We start from the raw sequence: 18098 nt of genomic DNA, 5'->3' as shown, positions 1-18098 counted from the left end.
TAATTTTAGAAATGATAAAGGATGGTAATTATTTGTTTATAAGAAAAGAAAGTCATGAATTTATTTATACATTTGCATGCCAAAAGGAAGAACAATCGCTTGCTCATTTAGAAATGCGCTCCCTTTTTGGAGAACAGACAGACATCAATATTTTAAAAAGTGCGATAAAAATCGATCCAAGTCGGAGTCCATTTATTAAAGAGCGGATTGAAGTGATATATGACGGAGACGGCTTGCCGGAAATCGTTGAACAAGTTGGACACATCGACATGAAAGAGTCAACCTTCAAAGTAATTTTTATTAAAATTAATGATTTAGAGGCAGATCAAAAAATTGAATATGATCAGCGTCGATTAATTGAACGTGAAATTGGCTGGGAAATCAAGGGAGAAGCAGATGTACGTCAACCGGATCATTTGTTTGGAATTGTAACCCTAGGTGGACGATGGTACTTTGGAAACTTACGAAAAAATCAAGCATTATGGCTCCAGCATATGAAGAAGCCGCAAACTTTCTCAACTGCCCTTAGTACACGGGTTGCCAGGGCTGTGGCCAATATTGCTGTACCTAAAACAGAGGGAGTGAAAGCCATTGATCCTTGCTGTGGGATTGGAACGGTTTTAGTAGAGGCGCTTTCCATGGGCATTAATATTGTCGGGCGTGACATTAATCCGCTTGTTGCATCAGGATCAAGGGAGAATATTGCTTTTTTTGGCTATCAAGGAGAAGTCGGGATGGGGCCTATATCAGATGTAACTGAACAATATGATGTGGCGATTATTGATCTCCCATACAATTTGTATACCCATGCTACACCTGAAGAACAATTTAACATTCTGAAACATGCGCGCCGCATTGCCAAGAAGGCAGTCATTATTACGATTGAGACAATTGATGAAATGATCATGGAAGCAGGCTTTGATATTCAAGACCGCTGTGTAGCGAGCAAAGGTGTGTTTTCTAGGCAAATTCTAGTTTGTAAGTAATAGAGTAATAGATGGTTTACAGAAAGGGTGTATGTAGTCAAAAAAGGAGTACATGTGTCCGTGCAAGGATGATAAAGGAGAGCGCGGTAACAAGCAGTATGTACATGTGCCCGCACCAGCAGGAAAAAAGAAGAGCGCGGTAACAAGCAGTGCGTACATGTGCCCGTACCAGCAGGAAAAAGGAAGAGCGCGGTAACAAGCAGTGTGTACATGTGCCCGTACCAGCAGGAAAAAGGGAGTGCGCGGTAACAAGCAGTGTGTACATGTGCCCGTACCAGCAGGAAAAAGGGAGTGCGCGGTAACAAGCAGGCCTGTGATAGCAGGAAAAGCCTTTGACGGTCACATGCACACATTTTCATATGCCCGCAAATATGTAAACAGTATATAATCATTTTTCTTTTAAACCTATTACTTATTTACATAATAAGACGAACTGCCATAACCGATAGGATTAAAGTTTGTTTTTAGAATCCTCCGAATCGTTTTCTTCGATTTAATCACTGCACACCATTCATGAATTATATGTGTTGTGACCTTCATTTCGGGGAAAAGAAGCTTAAACTCTTCAACACTGCGCAGTACGGCTAAGTCAACTGCCTCAACGGCTCCACATTCCTTGCATATCAGCTTATCTATGTTCAAATTAAGATTAAGAAAATGGCATGACGAACAGACAATTCCCTTTTGTAGTTGGTCATAATCATAATCAGGAATATGAGTATAAATAGATTTAGGCTTATGAAGAGAGATTAATAGTTTTGCTATTTTGGAGTGTCTATTATTTAATTTTGCCTTCTGCTTTTCTAATTTATGCTTAAAACGTTCTAGCTGTGATGGAAAAATAATCGGCAGGTTCATTGAGGATTGGTAAAGGTGAAAATGGGGGTTAATGAATACAAGGAGCGCTTCGATAGAATAGTGAGGAAATCCTAGGCTTCGGATTAGTTGCTGTAATAAGTAATCACTTCGCTTTAGCTGAAGCAGCGGATCTTTTATTTCTGATCGATACAGAGTAAACCATTTCCCTGATTCAAAATAAAAGTCACCTTCATAGTTCTTAACATTGATCAAATAAATGGTTTCATAAGTGATTAGTAATGTATCTATTTGAAATACATTATGATCATATTCAAGCAGTAAATCATTTAAAATAAGACAATCACATAATAGATGTTCTACCCACTTGTCAAACTTTATTTCTCCTTCATAACCTTTAATAAGCACGGAATAATTTTTCGCCTCTGTTTCAGTTAACTTTCCTCTAACATTTAAATATTTCATTATCTCCAATTCTACTGGTCTACAGCGTTCTTTAATAATCATGTCCCAGCTCCTATTAGTTTTACCTTAATTTTATGAAAATTGCTTACTGTTTACAAGAGCAAAAAAACATCCTCAGTAAAGGATGTTTTTCACGAAGTCTTCTTATCTATATCGTTAATATGAACGAGTGACCCCTTTTTAATCCAATACTGAAAGCTATCCAATGGAAAGACGCCTCTGCAATTAGGGTTGTTCATCTGGATGATGACACTTGATGGCGTTACATTCAATACTGTTAATGTATGTGAATTGTTTAAATTTGGAGTGAAGCAGCTTTTCATTTCGAACTCCATATGATTAGTTAGTTCTAACACGCAAGCACCTCCTTGCTAAATATTTCCAACCTAGTATACCCGTAATTTTTGCTTTTATCCACCAATTAACTATTGCCTTTAATCCATTCCATCAATTCTTCAGGAACCATTGGCTTGGCAAAATAATAGCCTTGTAATGAGAGAAGGGATCCAGTAGAGGATAAAAAGTCTACTTGATTTTTGGTTTCTACTCCTTCGATAACGACATTTAAATTAAGTGAATGTCCAAGTGCGATAATTGCTTCTAAAATGGCTGAGTCTTTTTCTGATTTGGGGACTTCGTCCACAAAAGACTTATCGATTTTAAGGGTTGATATAGGCATTTGTCTTAAATTGGAGAGTGAGGAAATACCAGTACCGAAATCATCGAGTGCTACAGAAAATCCTGCTTCTCTAAAGGTACTAATCGCTCGCATGGAAGACTCTGCCGATTCCATTACGCTCGTTTCAGTTATTTCTAGTTCTAAAAAACGAGGATCAACAGTGTATTTATTTAAAGCCTTCTTTAAAGTTATTAATAGTGTTGGTGAGGTAACATACTCACCAGGAATATTAATTGCTATTTGGTAAATAGGTAGATTCTGCTCCTCCCAATTTTTAATTTGATGACACACTTTATTGATTACCCAGTTTGTAACGTCGCTTATCTGGTGGCTTTGTTCCAAAATTGGAATAAAAACGCCTGGGGAGAGAAGTCCATGTTCAGGGTGATTCCACCTGATCAACGCTTCCAGTCCGACAATTTTATGTGTGCCAGCATTAACTTTTGGTTGATAGACTAGAAAAAGATCATCATTTTTCATCGCTTGATCAATGCTATTTAAGATCTCCTGTTCAAATGAATACGTATGAATAAGAGGGTCGAAACAGATTACTTCGTTCTGATACTGAATATGCAGACTGGACAAAACAGCAAGACTTTCTGAATATAACCTTTTTGGACTTTGATGATCATCTATAGATGAAATGGCGCAGACACCTTGTAACAAAATTTCCTTCTCTTGGATTACAGCCGGCTGAGTCCATTTTGCAGAAAGAAATTTCATTGCTTTCTGAAGCTCCGCTTGCCGATCCTTTCCCTGTAAAAGCAGTGCTAGACGATTTCCATCAATTCGATAAAGGTCGCTTAATGGGAGGTTTAATTGACGTAAGTCATTTGCAACATATCGAATCACTTCGTCACCAAAATGATATCCATGATCATTATTCAGTTTTTCAAGATTATGGAGATTCCATACGGCTAAACTTCGATAGAAACCACCATTGTTTAAAGCTTTCTCAAAACTTCGTCTGTTTGGCAGTTTAGTTAAGATATCAATATGACTCACCCGAAAATCAACATAGCGATCAACTAAGCTCGATAATTGCAATAGACATAATAATAAAGTAATACCAATTGTGACCCCTGTAATTAATAATGTCATATTCATATGATGTTCTGGTGTCACAACATGCTGATGTGGCAGATAAAAGGTCGTTCCTGCCATACCTGTGTAATGCATACTTGCAACAGCCAGTCCCAATATCACTGATGTTAAGGTTTTAACATAACTGTTTTTCGCGTACCTTTGTTGGCGAGAAAATATATAAATAGCAGTAAACGAAACACTGATTGCTATCAAAATAGAAGAGGTAAATATCCATGGATTATATACATAATAGGCATCCATAACCATAGAAGCCATTCCAGTATAGTGCATGGCGGAGATGCCAATTCCCATGAAAATTCCTGCTAATAAGTAGGAAGCAAATGATCGCTTTTTTTGATTCACGATGTAAAAAGCTAAAAAAGAAGCAATAATAGAAGGAATAGTAGATAAACATGTTAGCAGATAATCATAATGCATCATAAAAGGAAGTGAAAGTGCACTCATACCTATAAAGTGCATGGACCATATGCCAAACCCCATCGCAATGGATGCCAATATTAGCCAAATGTTACGGTGGAAAAAGCTATTTTTTAGGATTCGTTCATTCAAAGAAAGGGCTGTAAATGATGCAAGACTTGCGATAATAATAGATAAGAAAATAATTGGAAGTGAGTAATCCCCACTAACTTCAATGCCAGTATTGATTGGAGGCGGTGAAAACACGTTAAACCCTCTTTCTAGAAACTATGTAATTTGGAAAATATGACTATTAGACTACTCATGATTTTAGAAGGATAACACTATAAGGTCAATAGAAATGATATTAATCATTATTTTCAAATTATTTGCGGGTACAAAGGAAAAAGCAGGCAGCTTGCCCGCTAAGTGGGGGACAGATCCCTTGGCCACCTATTCCTATCACGTAAGAGTATAGAATAGGACTTATTACCTTTTTCAAATCTTCTTCTGTTGCCCCATCTCCTAATATTTCTTTAATTGCCCCAAGCAGATTTTCGCCAACAATTGGATATTGTTCAGGTTTTATTTGCAGACTTCGATGCTTTTCTCCAATTCTCTCAAGCGCTGGCATGATTTTACTCATATCCTCAATATTTGCTGCCGCTGCATAGACTGCATCTGCTAATGCTTTTGGTTGATGTCCAGTCCTTTGATGTGTTTGGTTAAAGACATTAAGCAATTCAGGATGATTTTTGAACAACCGTTGATAAAAATGCCTTGTAATGGTTTCCCCGTGTTCTTTCAAGAATGGCAAGGTTGATTTTACAATCTCCAATTTTTTCGGATCCATTTGCTAATGATCCTTAAGACTTCTTACCATTCATTTTTTTGCTTTAACAAATTACTCATTGTATTCCTCCTCCAAGATGTAACATTGTGTTATTTTAACCAATATGAAATGAAGCATTCGAGTAAAGAAAATTTGAAATGATAACGTATTTTTATACAAATAATTCGAATGGTATAGTATCATGTACCTATGTGAATGTAATAGGAATATTTAATAGGAAATAAGTAACTTGATTATATTTTTTGGGGAAACTGGAGAAGGAATCATGCGTTTAATTAAATTGGATGGATGTAAAACGGGGACAAGGTTGGGTAAATCGATTTATCAGGAAAATGGTAGAGTTCTTTTGAAGAAGGGCACGTATTTAACTGAAAGCCTGATAAGAAAATTAATGAACTTCAATGTATTTACAGTATATGTTGAGGATGAGATGTCTGATGGAATAGAAATAGTGGATTCTATTCCTGAGGAATTACGTGTTGAAGCAATGAACGTCATAACAGAAGGACTGGATGAAATCGCAGGATTAAATCCATCTAAATCAAAATTGGAGCAAATGGCTAAGTCAGGCAGAGCGATTCGCAGTATGCAAAAGATTTATAAAGATATTCTCAGTAGTTTAACTGAAAACAGAAAGGCATTAAATTTGTTAGCAACGACAAAAGTATATGAGAATCATGTATATACGCATAGTTTGAACGTGTCGATCTATGCTTGTCAGCTGGCCATTGAGAATGGTCTGCCACTTAAGAATATCGAAGAGATCGGCCTAGGTGCAATGTTACATGATATTGGAAAAATTTATATTCCTAAGGAAATTCTAAACAAACCTGGAAAATTAACAGAAGAAGAATATGTGCAAATGCAATCACATTGTGAATTAGGATTCGATCACCTCAAGAGAATCCACGAAATCCCTCTAACTGTTGCACATTGTGCACTCCAACATCATGAAAGAATAGATGGAACAGGTTATCCGAGAGGATTACAGAATCACGAAATTCATAAATACGCAAAAATATTGAGTGTAGCTGACGTATTTGATGCGGTTACGAGTCATCGTGAATATCGTCCGGCGATGCTTCCTCACCAAGGGCTTGAAATTCTTTATAGCGGTAGTGGAACACAATTTGAAAGTAACCAAATACAATTTTTTAAAAATTGTATCGCCATCTATCCTCCTGGGCTAACTGTGAAGTTAAATGATGGAAGAACAGGCATCGTATCTAAATACAATTTCAATGCGGTTGGCAGACCGGAAATAAGAATTTTAACTGATGAGGATGGCCAAGGTATCTCCCCATATGAAATAGATTTATCTTTGAAGGAATATTTAACGGTGGAAATTGTTGAGGCTGATGCTTTGTTGTAAATTAAGGGACGAGGGACCTGTCCCTCTGTCCCTAATATTCATCAGGTAAATGCTCTAACACTTTTTCTATCGGGATGGCAAGCCCTGTCTGATCTTTCGTGGATAACGCGTAAACAACACCAATTACATTTCCATCTGCATTAATGACTGGGCTACCGCTGTTTCCTTTATAAATCGGTGCTGAAAGCAGCAGCACCTTATTTTTATCAGATCCCTCGAGTATTTCACCATCCATAACAATTTGATTATGTAAAAGCGGGTTTCCAATTACATAAATTTCATCAGAGACATTCCAAGAATCAGATTCACTTAATGATAGAGCGGGTAAGTTTTCTCCTTCGATATGCAAAAAGGCAAGATCGAGGTTAGGATAAGATTGTAAAGTGGTCGCTCGGAATATTTCTCCGTTAGGGAAGGTAACCGTTATAGGAAACATGTTTTCAACCACATGGTGATTTGTAATGATTAATCCATTATTAGTGATACTAAATCCAGTTCCTTTGGAAGTTTGGTCGGAAACGGTAACAACAGCTTCTTTATATTTTTGGATTTCCTCCAGTTTGGAAAGCTCAGCTGACTTGTGCAAAAAATTGATTGATGATAGATTAAATACTTGTGGCCAAATTTGAAGCAAACTGACTAGCAAGGTAATCGCCACACAGATTGTAATAATCCTCTTTACAATGGTAGTTCTCCTTTTCTGCTTTTCTAGCAACCACTTATCCTCTTCATTTGGTAAAAAATCTTCTAATGACGGTTCTTCGAATTGTTCTTCATTTTTATCCGTATCATAATGATTCATTCTTATAACCCTTTCATTATGTATTTATAGAATTTCCGATTGAGGACTTGAATTAAATCTACTATACAATTGCCAGAACATTTTTGCGAATAAAAAGGCAAGGTTTAGTTGAATAGCAGGGGAAAATGTTTTTTTAAAAATGTAAAATACCGATTGCCAAAACTAATGGTATTAGTTATTATAAAACTAATACCATTAGTTTTGGGATAGGAGAATATATATTTATGAAAATGACAAAAACAGAAACCATTTATCAGCTGACTTTTTTGGCTCATTTTTTTCCTGTAAATTGCTATTTAGTTGAGGAAGAGAATTCTCTAACTCTTATTGATGCAGCATTGCCATTCAGCGCAAAAGGGATTTTAGAAGCAGCAAAGAAAATTGGAAAACCAATTACTCGAATTGTTTTAACACATGCGCATGATGACCATGTTGGATCATTAGATCATTTGAAAGCTGCATTGCCACATGTGGATGTAATGATTTCAGAAAGAGATGCCCGTCTAATGGAAGGGGATCGAAGCTTAGGTGAAGGAGAAGTTCAAACACCGATCAAAGGTGGCGTACCAAAATCTTTAAAGACACGAGCAAATATTCTGCTCCATGAAGGAGATCGGATTGGCTCCCTTTTGTCAATAGCTACACCAGGACATACACCAGGTTCTTTTTCATTTCTTGATACACGAAATCAGACGCTGATTGCTGGTGATGCATTCCAGACTAGAGGTGGAATGGCGGTAGCTGGGCAAGTACAGCCATTATTTCCTTTTCCAGCTTTCGGAACTTGGAGTAAGGAAATGTCGGCAAAGAGTGCATTAAAAATTCAGGACTATTCACCAACTTTATTAGCGGTTGGCCATGGAAAAATGATAATAAATCCTAATGAACAAATAGAGTTAGCTATTAAACGGGCAGAATACAATTTAGGGAAAGGGAGATAAACGATGTCACCAAGAGTAGGACTTGATTTGAAAACAATTGTAAAGGCAGCAGCCGACATTGCAGATGCAGATGGGATTGAAGCAGTGACATTGGGAACCTTATCAAGAAAGTTAAATATTCGGCCACCGTCCTTATATAATCATGTTGAAGGTTTACCAGGTCTCCGTAAGGAATTAGCTTTATATGGGATTAAAGAACTAGAGAAATGTTTGGCGCTTGCTGCAGCAGGAAAAGCTTTAGATGATGCTGTCCGCTCAATGGGTGAAGCCTACCTCGCATTTGCACGCAGGAAACCAGGACTATATGAAGCGACTTTTTATACAATTGATATGGGAGATACAGATATAAAGCTTGCATCAGATAAGATAGTGAATGTGGTTATTCAGGTTTTGCAGCAATACGGAATTGATGGAGAAAATGCTGTTCATGCGACAAGAGGACTGCGCAGTATTTTACATGGTTTTGCTTCCATCGTACAAAAAGGCGGTTTTGCGATGGAAATAGACATAAATGAAAGCTTCCATTTCCTTATTGATACGTTTTTAATGGGAATAAAAAATAAATGTATCTAAACGTCAAATGAAGAATGAAATTTAGCAGCTTAATATGATTGAGGCAAATAAGTTTGTTTCTTGTGTTCCAATTGCTACTATAGTAATTGAATCTTCAATAAGGAAGGGGAATTTGAAAATGACAAATATACAAATTCCAGTATCAGTCTTAAATCTTGCGCCGATCCGCCAAGGACAGAGTGCAAAAGATGCGATTGATGCGTTAGTTGATTTAGCACAAGCAACTGAAGAAATGGGCTATTCCCGCTATTGGATCGCGGAACATCATAATTCTCCGACTCTTGTGAGCTCAGCTACATCTATTTTAATTAAACACGTTTTAGAATATACTAAACAAATTCGTATTGGTTCTGGCGGGATCATGCTGCCTAACCATTCTCCTTTAGTTGTCGCTGAACAATTCGGGACGATGGCAACTATTTACCCGAACAGGCTAGATTTAGGTTTAGGCCGTGCGCCAGGTAAGGATATGATGACGGCAAGTGCACTCAGACGCTCAAAAAATGATTCAGTCTACACATTCCCTGAAGATGTGAAAACATTACTTACGTATTTTGGACCAGAAGAGGGGCAGGGGTATGTTCGAGCATATCCAGGGGTGGGAACAAACCTACCAATATACATTCTCGGCTCATCAACGGATTCTGCATATTTAGCTGCTAAATTAGGCTTGCCGTATGTATTTGCTTCTCATTTTGCACCAAGATACATGAGGGAAGCAATCGCAATTTATCGTGAACGGTTCCAGCCATCAGAATACTTAGCTTCCCCATATATGATGGTATGCTTAAATGTGATTGCAGCGGAGAGTGATGAGGAGGCAAACTTCGAATCAACGACGATGCAGCAATTTTTCCTGAATGTTGTCCGCGGTTCGAGAACACCATTAAGTCCGCCAGTCAAGAACATGGATCAGATCTGGAGCCAGCCTGAGAAAGAAATGGCATCAGCCATGTCTAGTGTGACATTATTAGGAAGCAAGCACTCTGTTCGGGAGCAGCTTATCGGCTTTCAAGATCAATATAACGTAGATGAAATCATGGCTGTCTCTTATATTTTTGATCCGGATAAACAAAAGCGTTCCTATGAAATTTTAAAAGAAGTAATCGACGGGAAATAAATTTATGAAAATGAAAGTAGACGAGGCCGTATAGGACTTTCGTCTATTTTTATGGGGTGAGAATAATGACTCTGTTCAGAAATTGTTCAGAAGTGGTTGTTAAACTATATTTTGGATTATTTATGAAATTGTTACAGTGTAAATAAGTATTATAGTAATTAATGACTACTGTATTGTAAAATAACTAAATAACATATGAAAGTCTTTTTTTTGTTTGTCGTAATATAGGATTAAAGAAATAGTCTAAAAGGGGTATGCTATGAAGGTGTTAATTACAGGAGGATACGGTTTTATAGGCTCTTTTGTTTCAGAGAAGTTTTATCGGGAAGGGCATGAAGTACATATTCTTGATAATCTTTCTTCTGGGAAAAAGAGCAATATTCAATTCCGTCATCCATCCTATTTGCTTAACATTGAGGATGAGCAGTGTGAACAAGTATTTAGGACTAATAAATTTGATGTTGTAATACATTTGGCTGCACAGGTTGATGTTGAAAAATCCATACAAAATCCAGCTGCAGATTCAAAGGTGAATGTATTGGGGCTACTTAATATATTGCAGCTTGCAAGTAAATATAAAGTATCAAAGTTTATTTTTGCTTCATCTGCTGCAGTCTATGGGAAAAATGAAGATATCCCACTAAACGAGGAATCATCGTGTGAACCTTTCTCACCTTATGGAATCAACAAAAAACTAGGAGAGTACTATTGTAAAAAATGGAATGAATTGTATCACCTAGACACAACTTGTTTTCGTTTTTCTAATGTATACGGTCCAAAACAGGCGAATGAGGGTGAAGGCGGCGTAATTTCAATATTTACAACTAAAATATTGAATAATGAGGCACTGGTGATTTACGGAGATGGCACACAGACAAGGGATTTTATATATGTGGAAGACGTTGCAGAAGCTATTTTTCGTTCGGTTTTAAGTGATGTTTCGGGGGTAATGAATCTGTCTACAAACACTGAAACGAGCATCAATCAGCTTGTTGAGTATTTTAAAGAGATGGATGACCTACCAGAAATTGTTTATAAGCCTGCGAGAGTGGGAGATATACAATTTTCGAGACTTGACAATCAAAAAGTAAAAAAAGAAGTAGATTGGACTCCAAAGTACTCGCTAGAAGAGGGATTAAAGCGAACCTTCGAATGGTTTGCTGCTGAGGAAACTACACAGGACAAAGAAAAAGCGCGTCTGGATATAGGAAATGTACTAGGAGCTGCTAGTGTTAACGTTAATAAGAAAACATATTTGCCCTACATTGAAAATTTACTTTTATTCATTATCACTGCTGCACTCCACATGAAAATTGGGGATGTATTATTTAATATTGATTTATTACTTTTATATATTCTTTCAGCAGGCATTATTTTTGGAAAAGTGCAGGCATTAATTGGGTGTGGGCTAGCGGTTCTGTTATATAGCTGGCAGGGGTTGGGAAATGGAAGAGAAGTTGTTTCGTTGTTTACTGATCACACAACTTTAATCCAATTTGCCGTTTATTTATTTGTGGCTCTTCTTATTGGATACGTAATTGATCGAAAACATGTAAGAGAGGAAACAGCAAAGAATGAATTGAAGTTATTTCAAGACAAGTATCAATTGCTAGATAATATTTATATGGAAACCCGTAAAGTGAAGGAAGAATTACAAACTCAGATTCTCTATTCTGAAGATAGTGTGGGTGAAATTTATTCTATTATTAAAAAAATTGATAGTCTTGAACCTGATGATGTGTTCAATGGTGTTATTAGCGTACTGGAACAAATTATGAAAACAAATGAAGCAGCTATCTATTTAGTTGGTCAAGGAAATCGATATTTACGACTAGTCTCAAAGTCTAATATCGAGCATTCTCAATTTCCAACTTCTATAGAGGTTACCCCAAAAAGTCCATTTGCAAGAGCAATTGAAGATAATAAAGTGTTTATTAATCGAAATTTAGATACGAATTTTCCAATGATGATTGCGCCTATATGGAAAGAAGATCGTGCGGTTGCTGTTATTTGTACAAATGAAATGAATTTTGATCATCTAACCTTATATCATGAAAACCTATTTTATGTTGTGACCAATTTAATTACTGCATCTGTTGCCAGGGCATACGATTTTGTCAATGCAACACATCATGAACGTTATATAAAAGGGACAAACATATTAAAACCAGAATATTTTCATAGAGCAGTTAAAAGTAAGCAAAAAGCACAAGAACAGCTGAATATTCCATATTATTTATTGAGAATTGATCCCCCAGGGAATATGGAGAGTGTGATCCATCGAATCTCTTCCTCTCTAAGAGATACGGATTATATTGGGATGGACGAGAATGGCATCTACTGGATTCTTCTTTCTAATACGAATAAAGACAATGCGCAAGCAGTGATTAACCGTTTTAATAAATTTATTGATCAAACACATTTTAAAGAGGAAGAAGTTTATGCTTAGTGCATTGTTAGTTTATTACTTAATTGCGGTTATCTATATGATTATTGAATATCGCAAAAGCAAAAGGAATATTACAGTTAAGTCGATGATTGTTTTTTTCTGTCCCTTTGTCGGTTTTTTCATTTTGTATTTTATGTTCCATAAATTGAAGAATGAAGAACAAGCCATACCAGATGGGTTAATAAAAAAGGAACAAGAACAGTCGGTCATTTTACAAAATGTTGATGTCGAAAAAGAGACTAGTATCGTTCCGATGAAGGATGCATTACTTTTAAATGATAATCAAACAAAACGGAAAATGCTAATGGATCTATTAAAAAATGAAACTTTTAATCGAATTGAAATCTTGCAAACAGCACTCAAAAATGACGATACTGAAACATCTCATTATGCGGCTACTGCGATCCAGGACATAAAGGGAAAGCTGTTAAATTCGATTGGGGAAATGGAATATCAAATAGAAGAAAATCCAAATGACTTAAAGCTTTTAATTTCTTTTGGACAAGTCATTAAAAATTATTTAAATACGGGATTCTTGGATCATCGAACTGTAAAACAATATTCTTATCGATATTCAAGAATCATGGAAAATATTCTTGAGATAAATCCAAAAGGAAACGAGTTTTATATTGAAAAAATTAATTGTGACCTTCAATTAGGAGAACTTGAAACAGCTGAAAAATACTGCCAGCTCTTTTTACATCATTGTGGAAATGAAGAGGAAGCCTATTTTATGACAATGAAATTCTATTACACGATTAAAAATCAAATAAAATTTCATGAGGTTTTACAATTGCTTAGACAGTCGCCTGTTAGACTTACTCCTCAAGGACTAAACAAAATACGATTTTGGTTACATGGTGGGACAAATGGATTATAAATTTAAACTAGGAAAATCAATATACCTTGTTATCTTGTTTGTATTAATTATTGGATTGTTTCTAGGTATATTTAACTCAACTTATATACTTAAATATCTGCCGAATAAGGCAGTTATCGGTGTGAAAGATGATGAAACAAGCATTAAAAGGCTGTCAGGTGAGACATTGCAAGGATTAAATCAAGAAGAGTATTTAATTCTCTTTAATGAAGAGAATTCATCGAGTATTCAGTTGAAGGATAATATTGCACAAACACTTGCTTACATGAAGAAAAAAACAAAGGCAGTTACTCTTTCAAATATGCCTCATTCACTAGCTCAATATAAAAATGTTGTGATTACATTTGAAGAAGTAAGTGCACTGCCGAATATACCGATGATAGAAGAATACGCGGCTGAAGGCGGAAATGTATTCTTTGCTATTCGCCCCGAAATTAAAAGCTCCTTACAAAACCTATATCGAAAATTAGGTATTTATGAGATCGGAGAGTTTGTAACACCTAATGGGATGAAACTTACATCAAATGTTTTAATTAAACAAAATCAATTGACTTTAAAGAATGGGGAGATCCCAGAAAACTCATCATTGTCCGTTGGGCTGGATGAAAAGTCTACCATTTATGCTGAATCTATTGATCATATACCGTTGTTATGGGACACAGCCTATAAAAAAGGAAAATTTATGGTCTTTAATGGGACGATGCTTGAGGCAACAGAAAATAGAGGTGTGATAACAGGCGCAATTAGCTTAATGAATGAGGATTTTATGTATCCAATTATGGACATGAAGGTCGTATATATCGATGATTTCCCAGCACCCATCCCAGAAGGGAAGAACAAAATCATTTATGAAGAATACCGTAGGGATACACCAAGTTTTTATCAGGACATTTGGTGGCCAGAAATGCAAAAAATTGCTGCTAAATATGATGTGAAATATACGGGTTTGGTGATTCAATCATATAATGATGAAGTTACCCCTCCTTTTAAAAAAGAAATGTATAATCGGAATACTTTTGTCCAATACGGACGAGAGTTGCTTAAAATGGGAGGAGAAATCGGCATACATGGCTATAACCATCAATCATTAACAGTGAACGCGAAAGCTGTTGAAGACCTAGGCTATCATCCTTGGAAAAATCAGGCGGACATGGAGGCATCTTTGAATACTGTAGAAAATTATGTGAGGGAGTTATTTCCTAATTATGAGATTAAGACCTATGTGCCCCCATCGAATCGAATGGACCAAGTTGGAGTAGCAGCACTGAAAAATGCCATTCCATCGATAAATGTTCTATCATCTATGTATATTCCGGATAGCGTTGAATATACAACTGTTCACGAATTTGACCAAGGTGAGGGCTATATCCATTTTCCAAGGATCACATCTGGCTATGAATACACGGTGCAGAAGAAGTGGGCAATGGCAAATGCTGTGACATCACTTGGTGTTTTTTCTCACTTTATCCATCCTGATGATATTTTAGATGATGGGCGTTCATCGAAGAAAAAGTGGAGTAAGCTAGAGAAGGAATATAATCGCTTCATGCGTGAAGTCCATAGGGATTATTCCTGGCTAAGGAGTACCACGGCAAGAAATGCAGGAAAACAGCTTACCAACTATTTACAAGCTGATGTATATATAGAAGAGAAGAAAGATAGATTGATTGTCCATATCGATAAATTTTCTGGTGAAATGCATTTTATCCTGCGAACGAAGAAAAAAATAGGGAAGCTAGAAAGTTGTGAGGTACAAAAAATTGATGAAAATGTATATTTTGTAAAAGCGAAAAAAGCAAAGATTGAGTTAGGGTTGGTTGAGTAAATGAAAATATGTATCATTGCGGAAGGCTCGTATCCATATGTAACTGGAGGAGTTTCAAGTTGGATTCAAACGATTATAACGAATATGCTAGAGCATGAGTTTATTATTTATTCGATCGGCGCCGAAAAAAAATCAAAAGGAAGGTTCAAGTATCAGATTCCTTCTAATGTCCAAATTGTGGAGGAGGTATTCTTAGATGATTTCATTGAGAAAGAAGATAAATGGGGTCGTGATTATAAATTAACAGTTAAAGAGAAAAAAGCGCTTAAATCATTATTAGATAGCAGACAGCCTGATTGGGAAACGTTGTTGTCAATGTTTTCAGGGGAAAGAATTGATTCAGCAGTCAATTTTTTAAAGAGCAAGGATTTCTTTGATATTGTTCATGAAATTTGCATAGAAAAATATGACCAAGTCCCTTTTACAGATATGTTTTGGTCGATGCGATCGATGGTTTTGCCATTGTTTATTTGCATAAAGCACCCTCTTCCGCATGCAGATCTCTATCATAGTGTTTCAACTGGCTATGCCGGCGTGCTTGGCAGCTTAGGAAAGTATATCTATCAAAAGCCTTTTTTATTAACTGAACATGGAATCTATACAAGAGAAAGAGAAGAAGAAATCATAAAAGCCCAATGGGTAAAGGGATATTTTAAAGATCTGTGGATTCAATATTTCTACAATATGTCAACATGTGCCTATGATTCAGCCGATAAAGTGATCACATTATTTCAAAAGAATATGGAAATACAAGAGGAGCTTGGTTGTCCTTCAAGCAAAATATCCATCATTCCAAACGGGGTGAATTTCGAAGATTATCGGCAGCTTCCAACTAGGGCTGCAGAAAATAAGATCGGAGTAAATATTGGTGCAATTGTACGGGTTGTGCCAATCAAGGATATTAAGACAATGATACAAAGTTTTGCTATCGTAAAACAAGAATTGTCTGACGCTAAATTTTTCATTATGGGCCCAACCGATGAGGATGAGGAATACTATGAGGAATGTATACAATTAGTGGAAAACTTGCAAATTGAAGATGTTATATTTACGGGTGAGGTGAATGTCCGTGAGTATATTAATCAAATGGATGTTCTTGTCCTATCAAGTATTAGTGAAGGCCAGCCACTCGTCCTGTTAGAAGGAATGGCTTGCGGGAAACCATTTGTTGCAACGGATGTGGGCAATTGCAAAGGGATATTGATGGGTGAGCGGGATGATTTAGGACAAGCAGGGATCATTGTTCCGGTCATGCAATATGTTGAAATGGCGAGGGCTATAATTCAATTATGTAAAGATGATCATAAAAGGGTGATCATGGGGAATATTGGACGAGAAAGAGCCGCTAAATTTTATACGAAAAAAAGTTTTATTGATCAATACAAACAACTCTACACAGGTATGGTGGACAGCAAATGGCAGGGATAGGTTTTCAATTAAAAAAAATGTTCAATGAACGAGGGCTTTTGGCGAATGTACGTGCATACAGCTATTCGGCAATTGTTACAGTTGGCCCGCTTGCATTATGTATTTTACTCATGACTGTTGCACAGCAGCTGCTAATTTCTGTGAAAACGCCGTATGCTGAAAGGGAATTGTTTTTGGCAGCAACCCAATATGCCTTAATCTTTTCCCAAATTATCACAGGCGGGTTTAATCTAATCGTATCAAGATATGTAGCAGATCAGCTATTTCTTGAAAAATATGAGAATATATTATCTTCAATGTATGGGGTTATAGCAATATGTATTTCTATTGGCGGTGTGTGTGCATTTATATTTTTTTCCTTTTCCCCGCTGGATCTTACGTTTAAATTGGTTTCCTATATTCTGTTTGTAGAGTTGATCATCGTTTGGATTCAATGTATGTATGTCTCTGCATTGAAGGACTATATGAAAATTGTTAAAAGTTTTTTTGTTGGTGTGCTTATTTCTGGTTTGGCATTTGTTATTTGTATTAAATTTCTTCAGATCTATAGTGCAACAGCGATGATGATTTGCTTAGATATTGGCTTTTTTTTCATGCTGATCAAGTTTACAAAATATATACGTAATTTCTTCAAGGTGAATAATTTCAAGTATTTTCTTTTCTTATCTTATATGAAGATGCATCCATTGCTGTTTATCTGCGGATTTTTCTATACATTAGGGCTTTATGGGCACAATTTTATTGTCTGGCAGGGGGAACACCAGCATATCGTTGAAGATACATTTGTGATTGCTCCTTTTTATGATGTGCCAGTATTCTTTGCTTATTTAAGTGTCCTGCCTGCAATGGTACTATTTGTGGTTTCAGTTGAAACAAATTTTTATACGGCATATAAAACGTATTATAATCGAATATTAAATTCATTTCCGTTGAAAGATATTCTATCTGCGAAAAGAGATATGTTTAAGGTTCTTTCACTAGAACTTTCATTTATCGCAGAAATTCAATTGTTTGTAGCAGTATGCTCCATTGCATTAGGGCTGAAATTTCTTCCGCTATTAGGAATGACCTACAACCAAATTCAAATATTTATCATATTCGTCTTAGGCTTCCTCTTTTTTATCATTATGTATACTGTTGTCCTTTTACTCCTATATTACGATGACCAAAGAGGAGCAAGTTGGACTACGATGATTTATACGATAGGGAGTATGGCAGTTACTTTGCTATTCTTACACGATGGAAAATACGGTTTTGCGGTATTTATTACTGCATTTTTTAGCTTATTATTTGGATTATGGAAATTGACCAAATACTTGAATAGAATTGACTATTACACGTTTTGCTCACAGCCGCTTATCCCTAAGAAAAAAATAAAACAATTCTAATTTGGAATATAGGAGTTG

At 36.2% G+C, this 18098-nt stretch carries 15 protein-coding genes; 10 read left to right on the top strand and 5 right to left on the bottom strand.

Annotated features, from left to right (window positions below; translation table 11 throughout):
- The first annotated feature begins 11 nt into the window (after window positions 1-11).
- The gene (locus tag RUH74_RS10150) at window positions 12-986 is read left to right on the top strand and encodes a TRM11 family SAM-dependent methyltransferase (protein ID WP_396229973.1); all 975 of its coding nucleotides are present in this window, start codon (window positions 12-14) and stop codon (window positions 984-986) included.
- A gap of 408 nt (window positions 987-1394) precedes the next feature.
- Here RUH74_RS10150 and RUH74_RS10145 read toward each other — a convergent pair whose 3' ends face one another.
- From RUH74_RS10145 to RUH74_RS10130, 4 genes are all read right to left on the bottom strand, one after another.
- Window positions 1395-2309 carry a nuclease-related domain-containing protein gene (locus RUH74_RS10145; protein ID WP_313800185.1) on the bottom strand — a complete coding sequence of 305 codons (915 nt, stop codon included), beginning with the start codon at window positions 2307-2309 and terminating at the stop codon, window positions 1395-1397.
- A gap of 89 nt (window positions 2310-2398) precedes the next feature.
- Window positions 2399-2623: a hypothetical protein gene (locus RUH74_RS10140; RefSeq protein WP_313800184.1), complete on the bottom strand. Its 225-nt coding sequence runs from the start codon at window positions 2621-2623 to the stop codon at window positions 2399-2401.
- Window positions 2624-2688: 65 nt separating this feature from the next.
- Entirely contained in the window at window positions 2689-4716 is a 2028-nt protein-coding gene (locus RUH74_RS10135; protein WP_313800183.1) for a bifunctional diguanylate cyclase/phosphodiesterase, read from the bottom strand.
- A 118-nt stretch (window positions 4717-4834) separates the two neighbouring features.
- Window positions 4835-5302 (bottom strand): globin domain-containing protein, encoded by a 468-nt coding sequence (locus RUH74_RS10130; protein ID WP_313800182.1) that lies wholly within the window; start codon window positions 5300-5302, stop codon window positions 4835-4837.
- A 265-nt stretch (window positions 5303-5567) separates the two neighbouring features.
- Here RUH74_RS10130 and RUH74_RS10125 point away from each other — a divergent pair, with 265 nt between their 5' ends.
- The gene (locus RUH74_RS10125; protein WP_313800181.1) at window positions 5568-6674 is read left to right on the top strand and encodes an HD-GYP domain-containing protein; all 1107 of its coding nucleotides are present in this window, start codon (window positions 5568-5570) and stop codon (window positions 6672-6674) included.
- 31 nt (window positions 6675-6705) lie between these two features.
- On the opposite strand, the gene RUH74_RS10120 is transcribed toward RUH74_RS10125, so the two are convergent.
- Window positions 6706-7476 (bottom strand): S1C family serine protease, encoded by a 771-nt coding sequence (locus RUH74_RS10120; RefSeq protein WP_313800180.1) that lies wholly within the window; start codon window positions 7474-7476, stop codon window positions 6706-6708.
- Window positions 7477-7700: 224 nt separating this feature from the next.
- Here RUH74_RS10120 and RUH74_RS10115 point away from each other — a divergent pair, with 224 nt between their 5' ends.
- The 8 genes from RUH74_RS10115 to pelG all read left to right on the top strand — a co-directional run bounded on the left by RUH74_RS10115 (window position 7701) and on the right by pelG (window position 18080).
- Window positions 7701-8417 carry an MBL fold metallo-hydrolase gene (locus RUH74_RS10115; protein WP_313800179.1) on the top strand — a complete coding sequence of 239 codons (717 nt, stop codon included), beginning with the start codon at window positions 7701-7703 and terminating at the stop codon, window positions 8415-8417.
- A gap of 3 nt (window positions 8418-8420) precedes the next feature.
- Window positions 8421-8990, top strand: coding sequence for a TetR-like C-terminal domain-containing protein (locus RUH74_RS10110; protein ID WP_313800178.1), 570 nt, complete (start codon window positions 8421-8423; stop codon window positions 8988-8990).
- Between the two features lie 118 nt (window positions 8991-9108).
- Window positions 9109-10110, top strand: a complete 1002-nt coding sequence (locus tag RUH74_RS10105) for an LLM class flavin-dependent oxidoreductase (protein ID WP_313800177.1) — start codon at window positions 9109-9111, stop codon at window positions 10108-10110.
- A 259-nt stretch (window positions 10111-10369) separates the two neighbouring features.
- Complete coding sequence (locus tag RUH74_RS10100; RefSeq protein ID WP_313800176.1) at window positions 10370-12559, top strand: NAD-dependent epimerase/dehydratase family protein; 2190 nt, start codon at window positions 10370-10372, stop codon at window positions 12557-12559.
- Entirely contained in the window at window positions 12552-13439 is an 888-nt protein-coding gene (locus tag RUH74_RS10095; protein WP_313800175.1) for a hypothetical protein, read from the top strand. Before RUH74_RS10100 ends, RUH74_RS10095 begins: the two co-directional genes overlap by 8 nt.
- Window positions 13429-15264 carry a DUF2194 domain-containing protein gene (locus RUH74_RS10090; RefSeq protein ID WP_313800174.1) on the top strand — a complete coding sequence of 612 codons (1836 nt, stop codon included), beginning with the start codon at window positions 13429-13431 and terminating at the stop codon, window positions 15262-15264. Before RUH74_RS10095 ends, RUH74_RS10090 begins: the two co-directional genes overlap by 11 nt.
- Window positions 15265-16692: a GT4 family glycosyltransferase PelF gene (gene pelF / locus RUH74_RS10085; RefSeq protein ID WP_313800173.1), complete on the top strand. Its 1428-nt coding sequence runs from the start codon at window positions 15265-15267 to the stop codon at window positions 16690-16692.
- Window positions 16680-18080, top strand: coding sequence for an exopolysaccharide Pel transporter PelG (gene pelG / locus RUH74_RS10080; protein WP_313800172.1), 1401 nt, complete (start codon window positions 16680-16682; stop codon window positions 18078-18080). Before pelF ends, pelG begins: the two co-directional genes overlap by 13 nt.
- Window positions 18081-18098 lie beyond the last annotated feature (18 nt).

The sequence above is a fragment of the Cytobacillus sp. genome (assembly GCF_032154635.1).
GTDB lineage: Bacteria > Bacillota > Bacilli > Bacillales > Cytobacillaceae > Cytobacillus.
Note: the sequence above shows the minus strand (reverse complement) of the source record. Positions and strands in the feature narration are given on the sequence as shown.